The organism is Aestuariivita sp. (assembly GCF_049276915.1).
In the GTDB taxonomy this organism is placed as follows: Bacteria; Pseudomonadota; Alphaproteobacteria; order Rhodobacterales; family Rhodobacteraceae; genus Aestuariivita.
Map to the genome: position 1 here is coordinate 1 of NZ_JBASXK010000023.1, position 8167 is coordinate 8167.

Annotated in this window: 10 protein-coding genes, 1 tRNA gene, 1 other RNA gene and 1 pseudogene; 8 read left to right on the forward strand and 5 right to left on the reverse strand. The window is 59.3% G+C overall.

Annotated features, from left to right (window positions below):
• Both WAO69_RS02180 and WAO69_RS02185 read right to left on the reverse strand, forming a co-directional pair.
• On the reverse strand, window positions 1-305 hold a 305-nt coding region (locus tag WAO69_RS02180), incomplete at its 3' end, for a sugar nucleotide-binding protein (protein WP_422176306.1).
• Window positions 288-1514, reverse strand: a pseudogene (locus WAO69_RS02185) (capsule biosynthesis protein); the annotation flags it as partial. The gene WAO69_RS02180 and the pseudogene WAO69_RS02185, both read right to left, overlap by 18 nt.
• Before the next feature lie 156 nt (window positions 1515-1670).
• On the opposite strand from WAO69_RS02185, the gene WAO69_RS02190 reads away from it, so the two are divergent.
• Window positions 1671-2279 carry a riboflavin synthase gene (locus WAO69_RS02190; protein ID WP_422176288.1) on the forward strand — a complete coding sequence of 203 codons (609 nt, stop codon included), beginning with the start codon at window positions 1671-1673 and terminating at the stop codon, window positions 2277-2279.
• A gap of 72 nt (window positions 2280-2351) precedes the next feature.
• Here WAO69_RS02190 and WAO69_RS02195 read toward each other — a convergent pair whose 3' ends face one another.
• Window positions 2352-3410, reverse strand: a complete 1059-nt coding sequence (locus WAO69_RS02195; RefSeq protein ID WP_422176290.1) for a proline racemase family protein — start codon at window positions 3408-3410, stop codon at window positions 2352-2354.
• 142 nt (window positions 3411-3552) lie between these two features.
• Here WAO69_RS02195 and ribB point away from each other — a divergent pair, with 142 nt between their 5' ends.
• The 4 genes from ribB to WAO69_RS02215 all read left to right on the forward strand — a co-directional run bounded on the left by ribB (window position 3553) and on the right by WAO69_RS02215 (window position 6090).
• Window positions 3553-4674: a 3,4-dihydroxy-2-butanone-4-phosphate synthase gene (ribB, locus tag WAO69_RS02200; RefSeq protein ID WP_422176292.1), complete on the forward strand. Its 1122-nt coding sequence runs from the start codon at window positions 3553-3555 to the stop codon at window positions 4672-4674.
• Window positions 4675-4677: 3 nt separating this feature from the next.
• Window positions 4678-5226, forward strand: a complete 549-nt coding sequence (locus tag WAO69_RS02205; RefSeq protein WP_422176294.1) for a 6,7-dimethyl-8-ribityllumazine synthase — start codon at window positions 4678-4680, stop codon at window positions 5224-5226.
• Window positions 5223-5705, forward strand: a complete 483-nt coding sequence (nusB, locus tag WAO69_RS02210; protein WP_422176296.1) for a transcription antitermination factor NusB — start codon at window positions 5223-5225, stop codon at window positions 5703-5705. Before WAO69_RS02205 ends, nusB begins: the two co-directional genes overlap by 4 nt.
• Window positions 5706-5787: 82 nt before the next feature.
• Window positions 5788-6090: a hypothetical protein gene (locus tag WAO69_RS02215; RefSeq protein ID WP_422176298.1), complete on the forward strand. Its 303-nt coding sequence runs from the start codon at window positions 5788-5790 to the stop codon at window positions 6088-6090.
• A gap of 33 nt (window positions 6091-6123) precedes the next feature.
• On the opposite strand, the gene ssrS is transcribed toward WAO69_RS02215, so the two are convergent.
• Window positions 6124-6277, reverse strand: a non-coding RNA gene (ssrS, locus tag WAO69_RS02220) — 6S RNA.
• A 173-nt stretch (window positions 6278-6450) separates the two neighbouring features.
• On the opposite strand from ssrS, the gene WAO69_RS02225 reads away from it, so the two are divergent.
• Window positions 6451-6897, forward strand: a complete 447-nt coding sequence (locus WAO69_RS02225) for an MmcB family DNA repair protein (protein ID WP_422176300.1) — start codon at window positions 6451-6453, stop codon at window positions 6895-6897.
• A gap of 7 nt (window positions 6898-6904) precedes the next feature.
• Here the strand turns inward: WAO69_RS02225 and WAO69_RS02230 are convergent, their stop codons facing one another.
• Window positions 6905-7093 carry a DUF6324 family protein gene (locus WAO69_RS02230; RefSeq protein WP_422176302.1) on the reverse strand — a complete coding sequence of 63 codons (189 nt, stop codon included), beginning with the start codon at window positions 7091-7093 and terminating at the stop codon, window positions 6905-6907.
• An 81-nt stretch (window positions 7094-7174) separates the two neighbouring features.
• On the opposite strand from WAO69_RS02230, the gene WAO69_RS02235 reads away from it, so the two are divergent.
• Window positions 7175-7657, forward strand: a complete 483-nt coding sequence (locus tag WAO69_RS02235) for a GNAT family N-acetyltransferase (RefSeq protein ID WP_422176304.1) — start codon at window positions 7175-7177, stop codon at window positions 7655-7657.
• Between the two features lie 44 nt (window positions 7658-7701).
• A tRNA-His gene (locus WAO69_RS02240) sits at window positions 7702-7778 on the forward strand.
• Window positions 7779-8167 lie beyond the last annotated feature (389 nt).

The following is an 8167-nucleotide window of genomic DNA, read 5'->3' on the forward strand; positions in this document are numbered from 1 at the left end:
TTCATAGGGAGGGTTCTCAAAATAGCGTTCTCGCCATCGACCTTACTTTTACCGTATGAAGATACGGGATTTACTTGGTCAACTTCCCGATATGGCAGATAAGCTTTGCCATCAAATACATAATCAGTTGATGTATGAATGAGCCTTGCGCCACTATCTCTCGCAATTTCAGATAACCAGAAAACAGCAGTATTGTTAATAATATTCGCCGCTTTGTCATTCTTGTATCCATTCAATCGGGTTGGATACATCTTAGCACGCTGTCCGAATTTGCCGGACCACTTCACTTCCGGCGAAAGCATCATGTCGACGACCTGGCGCAGCAGCTGTCGCCGGCCACGGGCCGAGTAGAACCCGCCTGGAACCTGGCTCGTTTCCAGAAGAAAACGGCGGTAATCCTTATAGGCGCGCCCATCAGGTCTTGAAGCCCCGTTGAAGAACTCGCGCAGGGGCTGATCCGAGACGAATTCGGGTTTGTCATAGACCGCGCTGCCGAACACCTTGAGCGGGATCCCGCGCCACAAGACCTGCTGTGCGGCGGTCGAGTTTACGGTGACCGCGCTGCGCGCATCGGTCAAAAGCTGGGCCAATTTGCCGCCGCGCACATAATGAACACGATCTGAAATGCCGTGTTGGCGCGCAAGCCGGCGCAATTCGCGGCGCACGGGAACGCGGCCGTCCTCCAACGGATGGGCCTTGACCACCAGATGGTGGTGGCGCGGGGCCCCTTCTGCAAAGCCTTCGATGATTTCGGCCAGAAACTCGGTCATGGTTGAAAATGGTGAATGTTTCTGGAACGAACTGTCATGCTCGAGTTGCAGCAAGGCCAGATGATAGGGAAACCCGCTGAGCCGGATCCGCATGGTCGCGACGCGCCGCTCGATCGCATGAACGGGCATCAACAGCAAACGTTGCAGATAAAGCTGGAATTCCTTGGTGACGGGAAGTGACCGATGCGGGCGGAAATTGCGGTAATGGCCGTTTCGGAACATCACTAACCAATGATAGAGCGCGCCGTAAAACACATGCTGGCGCATATCGCCCCAATGCGCCGGGGGAAGGGGCGCTTCCATGTCCGACAGCGCAAGCGCCTCCTGCATCTCGGAGATGGACATGGTCATGAGGCGCGAATGACCATTGGTGCCACCGCGTTCATATGTGACCCAATAGGGGCGCATGTATCCTTCTTCGAAAACATGGATCATCAGCCCCCGGGCGCGCGCGGCCTCGACCGCCTGGGCATGAATGGGGCGCACATCGCCATATAGGACGATATCTGTCACGCCCTTTTCGTCCAAAAGCCCGGCGAAGGTTTCCGGCCAGTCTTCGACCGAGCCACGGAACGGAATATATGTTGAAGGCTGGAACCAGAATGCCCGGTCCCCGGCATTGAAGCCGACACGCCACACTTGGGCACCTGCAGCGCGCAGCATTTTGCCCAACTGGTGAAAGAAGGGGCCATGCGGGCCTTGCAGAAACAAGAAAACGCGGTTTGGTTGCGGTGCCTGGGTCATTGTCCTGTATGTGTGCCTGAATGGCATGGATAAACCCTTACGCCGCAAGATCGACGAAACTATGGCAATCGCAAGGCATTCCCGCAAGATCTAGGGTCTTGCCGCGGGTCGAATGCGCCTCTAGGTGAGGATAAGCGGCAACGAAAGAGGCATGACATGTTCACGGGGATTGTCACGGATATCGGAGAGATCCGCGCGCTGGAGCAAGCGGGCGATTTGCGCGCGCGCATTGGCACGGCCTATGACACCGCTGGCATTGATATCGGCGCGTCGATTGCCTCGGATGGTGTGTGTCTGACCGTGATTGCCCTGGGCCCAGACTGGTATGATGTTCAGATCAGTGCCGAGACGGTCTCGAAAACCAATCTGAGCAGTTGGAGCTTGGGGACGCGGGTGAACCTTGAGCGTGCGTTGCGCGTCGGGGATGAACTGGGCGGGCATATCGTGTCGGGCCATGTGGACGGTGTGGCCGAAGTGGTGTCGGTTGTGGATGAGGGCGACAGCACGCGCGTCAAATTGCGCGCGCCGGATGAGCTGGCCAAATTCATCGCGCCCAAAGGGTCTGTTGCGCTGAACGGGACCTCCCTGACAGTCAACGAAGTCGAGGGTGCGGTGTTCGGCATCAACTTTATTCCCCACACCAAAGAAGTGACGACCTGGGGAGACGTGGCCGTGGGCGACCGCGTCAATCTTGAGATCGACACGCTCGCGCGCTATGTCGCGCGGCTTGCGGATATGATGCAAGGTCAGCCTGGCGCGCCCTGACGGGCGCAGTGTTTTTGCCTCTGGGGGCCTTGCCCCCAGGTTTTGGGTATTTCCGACCAGAAAGACGCAGGATCAGCTGCCCCAGATGTCTGCGATCTTGTAGCCGGTCGGGAAGGGGTCCGAGGGATCTCGGCTGTAGTGGCTAAGCCCGTAGATCCAGGCCTGGCCTGAGAGCGTCGGGATGATGGCGTCATGGGGACCGATCCGGGTTTGCTCGACGATCCGGCCTGTGAAGGTGGTGCGCATTGGCCCCTGGTTGACGTAGTCCTCGCCCGTTTTGAGCAGACCTTTGGCATGCAGAACGGCCATCTTGGCGCAGGTGCCCGTGCCGCAGGGAGACCGGTCCAGCACGCCGGTCAGATCGCCGGGGCGCTTTGGGTCGAAGGGTCCGGTGGAGACGGTCACGGCACTTGTGCCATGCGCGTTGCGCGCTGAGGCCGGACCCGTCAATTGCGAGATCGTGGGGCCTGTGATGTCGGGCGTATCGGGATGGCTGACGGGATAGGCCTGCGCCGCGGCTTGGCGCATGGCTTCGCTGATGCGCACCATATCCGCGCCGTTCTCGGCGGAAATGGTCAAGCCGAACTGTGCGGCTTCGGCCAGAACGTAAAACATCCCGCCCCAGGCGATATCCACCCTGACCGTACCGTGACCCGGCACATCGAGCGGGACATCCAGATGCACCGCAAAGGCGGGCACATTGCGAAAGGTAACGCGGGTGACCTTGCCGTTGACGCAATCCGCACGCACGCGGATCAACCCTGCGGGTGCTTCCAGGGTGAGCTCTGTGACCGGTTCACGCATGGGCAGGATACCGGTTTCCAACAGAACCGTGACCGTACAGATCGTGTTGGAGCCTGACATCGGCGGGTATTCCGTCTGCTCCATGATGATGAAGCCCGCATCGGCTTCGGGATGACAGGGTGCGACAAGTGCGTTGCAGCACAGAGCCGGATGGCCCCGTGGCTCGCGCAGCATCATCAGGCGGATCTCGTCGAGGTTTTTCTCCATCCAACGCATCTTGGCATAGACCGTGTCACCGGGGATATGCGGCAGGCCGCCCGTGATCACGCGGCCCGGTTCGCCTTCTGCGTGGGCGTCGACGGCGGTGAGGATCTTGTCGCTGCGCATCCGGTTCTCCCTTTGCCATGATACTAGTTGTCCGGATGGGACCTGTCACGCGGGGCGGCGTTTGTGCGCCACGTTGCACTGGTCAAACTGCGGTGGGAGGTATATCTCGCCCATGAACGGCGAACTATAAGGCAGCTGCCCCATGAGCTTTGAAACCCCAGGCCCGGTCGAAACCGATTGGGCGGATGCGATTTCCCCCATTGAAGAGATCATCGACGACGCGCGCAACGGGCGGATGTTCATCCTGGTGGATCATGAAGATCGCGAGAATGAGGGGGACCTGGTGATCCCCGCGCAAATGGCCACACCCGAGGCAATCAATTTCATGGCGATGCATGGGCGCGGGCTGATCTGTCTGAGCCTGCCCGGCGAGCGTATCGACGCGCTGGGGCTTGAGCTGATGTCGACCAACAATTCCTCGCGTCATGAAACGGCATTCACGGTTTCGATCGAGGCGCGTGAGGGTGTGTCCACGGGGATCTCGGCCCATGATCGGGCACGCACAGTGGCGGTGGCGATTGATGCGTCCAAAGGTGCTGGCGATATCGCGACACCCGGTCACGTGTTTCCGCTACGCGCCAAGAATGGCGGCGTGCTTGTGCGCGCCGGGCATACCGAAGCTGCAGTGGATCTGTCGCGCCTGGCAGGTCTGAACCCGTCGGGTGTAATCTGTGAGATCATGAACGAAGATGGCAGCATGGCGCGCTTGCCCGATCTTGTGAGCTTTGCCCAGAAACATGGCCTCAAGATCGGCACGATCAGCGACCTGATCGCCTATCGCCGCCGCCACGACAATCTGGTGAGCCTCAAGAGCGAAGAGGTGGTGACGTCGGAATTCGGCGGAGAATGGACGCTGCGCATCTATCGAGACCAGACGCAGGGATCAGAGCATATCGCATTGATAAAAGGCGATCTTGCAGGGGATGAGCCGGTGCAGGTGCGCATGCATGCGATGGACCCGATGCTGGATGTTGTTGGGCTGGGCGCGTCCGGCCGGGCGTCGGAGTTCGGCCGCGCGATGCTCAAGGTGGCCGCCAAGGGGCGCGGGGTCGTGGTGCTGTTGCGCGATACGCGCATGACGCTGGAAACCGAAGAAGAACGCCACCCCACCAAGCTGAGGCAATATGGGCTGGGGGCACAGATCCTGTCGTCTCTGGGTCTGTCCAAGCTGATCCTGCTGACCGATAGCCCCAAGCCCAATGTTGTCGGGCTCGAGGCTTATGGTCTTGAGATCGTCGGCACCGCAACGATTTCGGAGGATTGAGCCATGGCCGGAACGGAAACCCATTACACCCTTGCACGCCCGCTGTTTGACAAGCCGGTCAAGCTGCTGATCGTCGTCGCGCCCTATTACAAGGATATCGCTGACAATCTGGTGGCCGGTGCCAAGGCCGAGATCGAAGCCGCGGGTGGAACCTGGGATCTGATAGAGGTGCCGGGGGCGCTGGAAGTCCCCACGGCGATTGCGATCTCGCATCGGCTGAGCAATTTCGATGGCTATGTTGCCCTTGGCTGTGTGATCCGGGGAGAGACCACCCATTACGACACGGTGTGTAACGACAGCTCACGTGCGATCCAGTTGCTTGGCCTTCAGGGCCTGTGCATTGGCAATGGTATTCTGACGGTTGAGAACCGCAGCCAGGCCGAGGTGCGCGCGGATGTACAGGGTCAGAACAAAGGAGGCGGGGCGGCAGCGGCTGCCTTGCATCTGATTGCGCTGGGCCGTAAGTGGGGCGACCAGGACAAGGACATCGGGTTCAAGCCGCAGGGCAGTTACCGGGTGGCTGACATTTTAGACGGATCATCTCAGGCATGAGCGACGCAGAGCCCGGATTGTCGGGCAACCAGAAACGAAAGATGCGTTCGGCATCAAGGCTTTATGCCGTTCAGGCGCTGTTTCAGATGGAGGCGATCGGCCAGTCTGCGACGCAGGTCGTGCCGGAGTTCCTCGATCATCGGTTCGGTGCCACCTATGGCGGCGACGAGATGGTTGACGGAGATGTGGACCTGTTTCGCGAGTTGGTCGAGAATGCCGTCAATAATCAGGCCAGAATCGACCAGATGACGGATCGCGCCCTGGTTTCAAAATGGCCGATTGCGCGGATTGATCCGACACTGCGGGGATTGTTTCGCGCCGCTGGTGCCGAGCTGGTTCAGGGCGACGCACCTCCCAAGGTTGTCATCAGCGAATTCGTGGATATCGCGCGCGCCTTCTTTCCCGAGGGACGCGAGCCGAAATTCGTGAATGCGGTGCTTGATCACATGGCGCGCGAGGCGCGGCCCGAGGCATTCTGAGCGGCGCATATCAGCCGGTTTTTCCGGGGCCTATGGACACAAGGCCGGGAACGGCTAGATTGATCCTCAGCGAGGATAAACAATGCCAAAGCTTATTCACATGTATATCCGCCATTCTCTCATAGGCTTCGGGATATCCGCTGTCTTTGTTGGAATGCTGTTGTATTTCAACGTACTGAACCTTTGGGGCATGCTGTTGCATGACAAGTCGGCGGGTCTTGTCGTCTTCATCCTGTGGTTCTTCCACGGCGCGCTTTTTGCCAGTGTGCAATTCGGATATGCGGTGATGAACCTGGCGGAAAAGCCGGAAAAGCCCGGTGGCGGGGGCGGTCTTCGCAGCCATGTGCTGGTCCCTGTCAAGGCGACAGCGCGGATCAAACGCTGATCCCTTTTTGGTATTGCTGTCTGAGGCAGGTGTGACGGGACCACCGCAACCGTATGGTTATGATTCCCGAGGACCTGTTTTTACAGGTGGGCGCCAGGTAATCAGGCCAGGGCCAGAACAGAGCCAGCTCCCTCGGATATGTTTAAGGCCACCGGAATGCAACCGTTTACGAGAAGTGCAGAACCCGCCACACGCCTAATTAGGGCATCGCGAAGCCGGTAACAAGAGGGATGAGCGCCGCACCCGCTTGGCTTTGTTCAGCACCGTCGGATTTGCTGCAACACGCCTGTCGCAACGTCAGTTTTGCGCGGATTTCGGCTGCCTCTTGATTTTTGTTCATGGATTGTTCACGTTTGGCCCATGTTGGTCAACTTGCAACCTGGACAGAAGATCGCCCGTGGCGTGGCGCGCCATCTGGGCAGCCTTGGCTTTGTCTCGGTCGAGGAATTCGTGCCTGCACGCGGTCTGAGGGTGGATGTGATGGGGCTTGGTCCCAAGGGTGAGCTTTGGGTGATCGAGTGTAAATCGTCCCGGGCTGACTTTCAGTCTGATGGCAAGTGGGAAGGGTATCTTGAGTGGTGCGATCGCTTTTTCTGGGCGGTGGATCAGGACTTCCCGACGGATCTGTTGCCACCGGGGACGGGGCTGATGATCGCGGATGCCTATGATGCCGAGATTATCCGCATGGCACCGGATGACAGGCTGGCACCGTCACGGCGCAAGGTGCTGATCCAGAAATTTGCAACGCATGCCGCGCGGCGTCTGCATGGGCTGCGTGATCCCGGTTTCGCTACGCTGGGGCTGTAAGGGCGCGTCAGGTCTTGACACTGCGGGCCACGCGCGCGGCGGCGCGGATCTCTTCGGCGATCTCATCGGCTTCTTCGGGGTCGAAATCCATGGGGATTTCCACGCCAGTGGCTTCGATGAAAAGGCGGACCATCCCGTTGTCTGTCGGGCCGATCTGCAGATTGGCTTCGATATCGCTTTGGCTGTTGATACCCATGGTCGCCTCGCAGTTGGTGAGAGCCGTGGTGCTAGCCTGACATGGGTTGAATGGCAAGCCGGTTTGAGATCAGACTTCCACATGGAGAATGTCATCTTGCGCCCGTTTCGATCCGACGACACCGATTGGCTTGTGATGCAGCATGGCACGCTTTATGCGCAGTTTGACGGGTTCGACGATACCTTTGGCCCGCTGGTGCGCCGGATAATCGACGAGTTCAACGCCGGCTACGATCCCGAGCGTGAACGCGGCTGGATCGCCGAGCAAGATGGGACGCGCTTGGGGAGTATCTTTTGCGTCCGCGCTGGTCCAACAACGGCCAAGCTGCGTCTTTTTCTGCTGATACCCCAGGCGCGGGGGCTTGGGTTGGGCAAGCGGTTGCTGGCGACTTGTGTGGAATTCGCGCGCGCCTCTGGCTATAGCCAGATGGAGCTATGGACTCATGAGAGCCATGAAGCCGCCTGCGCGCTCTATCGCGCAACGGGATGGCAGCTTGAGGCATCCAGACCTGTCCGTTCCTTCGGGGTCGATCTGGTGGAACAAAGCTGGCGCAGGCAACTTTAATCCGCTTGCAATCATGCGGGTGCTTGTCTAAATCGCCTCTCAGTGCCGCCTTAGCTCAGTTGGTTAGAGCGCTGGATTGTGGATCCAGAGGTCCCCCGTTCAAGCCGGGGAGGCGGTACCATCAAAACCCCAGTAAAATAAGGCTGAAACGCTATCAGAGGTTAAGAGGTCCGACGCGACGAGGATCCGCTATGGAACGATTTTGCAACTCGGGCTAAGGTGCAGGCAGGGACGGAAAGCAGATCTGCAATAGCCGCGCCACGGCCGGCCATAGGCACGAAGATGCTCTCCGTCCTATCCTCCCGGTTACTTGGAGCTACCGACACGCTTCGGCATGTGCGCGCAGCACTCCTCGAGCCACCCTATCCTCCGCGCTGTCTGGTAGGCACTAGGATCTGCCCGTTGCCACGCTGACCGCGATGGGTGCTGCGCTGCGCTCTCCTTAGCTGCCTCTATCGACCAGTTACGGCGCTGCGCGCGCAGCATATGGTGGCAACATTCCTTGAGCCA

Excerpts from the sequence above, each read along its gene's own strand:
- WAO69_RS02190 (WP_422176288.1), top strand. The coding sequence starts at position 1,671 with ATGTTCACGGGGATTGTCACGGATATCGGAGAGATCCGCGCGCTGGAG.
- WAO69_RS02195 (WP_422176290.1), bottom strand. The coding sequence starts at position 3,410 with ATGCGCAGCGACAAGATCCTCACCGCCGTCGACGCCCACGCAGAAGGC.
- ribB (WP_422176292.1), top strand. The coding sequence starts at position 3,553 with ATGAGCTTTGAAACCCCAGGCCCGGTCGAAACCGATTGGGCGGATGCG.
- WAO69_RS02205 (WP_422176294.1), top strand. The coding sequence starts at position 4,678 with ATGGCCGGAACGGAAACCCATTACACCCTTGCACGCCCGCTGTTTGAC.
- nusB (WP_422176296.1), top strand. The coding sequence starts at position 5,223 with ATGAGCGACGCAGAGCCCGGATTGTCGGGCAACCAGAAACGAAAGATG.
- WAO69_RS02215 (WP_422176298.1), top strand. The coding sequence starts at position 5,788 with ATGCCAAAGCTTATTCACATGTATATCCGCCATTCTCTCATAGGCTTC.
- WAO69_RS02225 (WP_422176300.1), top strand. The coding sequence starts at position 6,451 with ATGTTGGTCAACTTGCAACCTGGACAGAAGATCGCCCGTGGCGTGGCG.
- WAO69_RS02230 (WP_422176302.1), bottom strand. The coding sequence starts at position 7,093 with ATGGGTATCAACAGCCAAAGCGATATCGAAGCCAATCTGCAGATCGGC.
- WAO69_RS02235 (WP_422176304.1), top strand. The coding sequence starts at position 7,175 with ATGGAGAATGTCATCTTGCGCCCGTTTCGATCCGACGACACCGATTGG.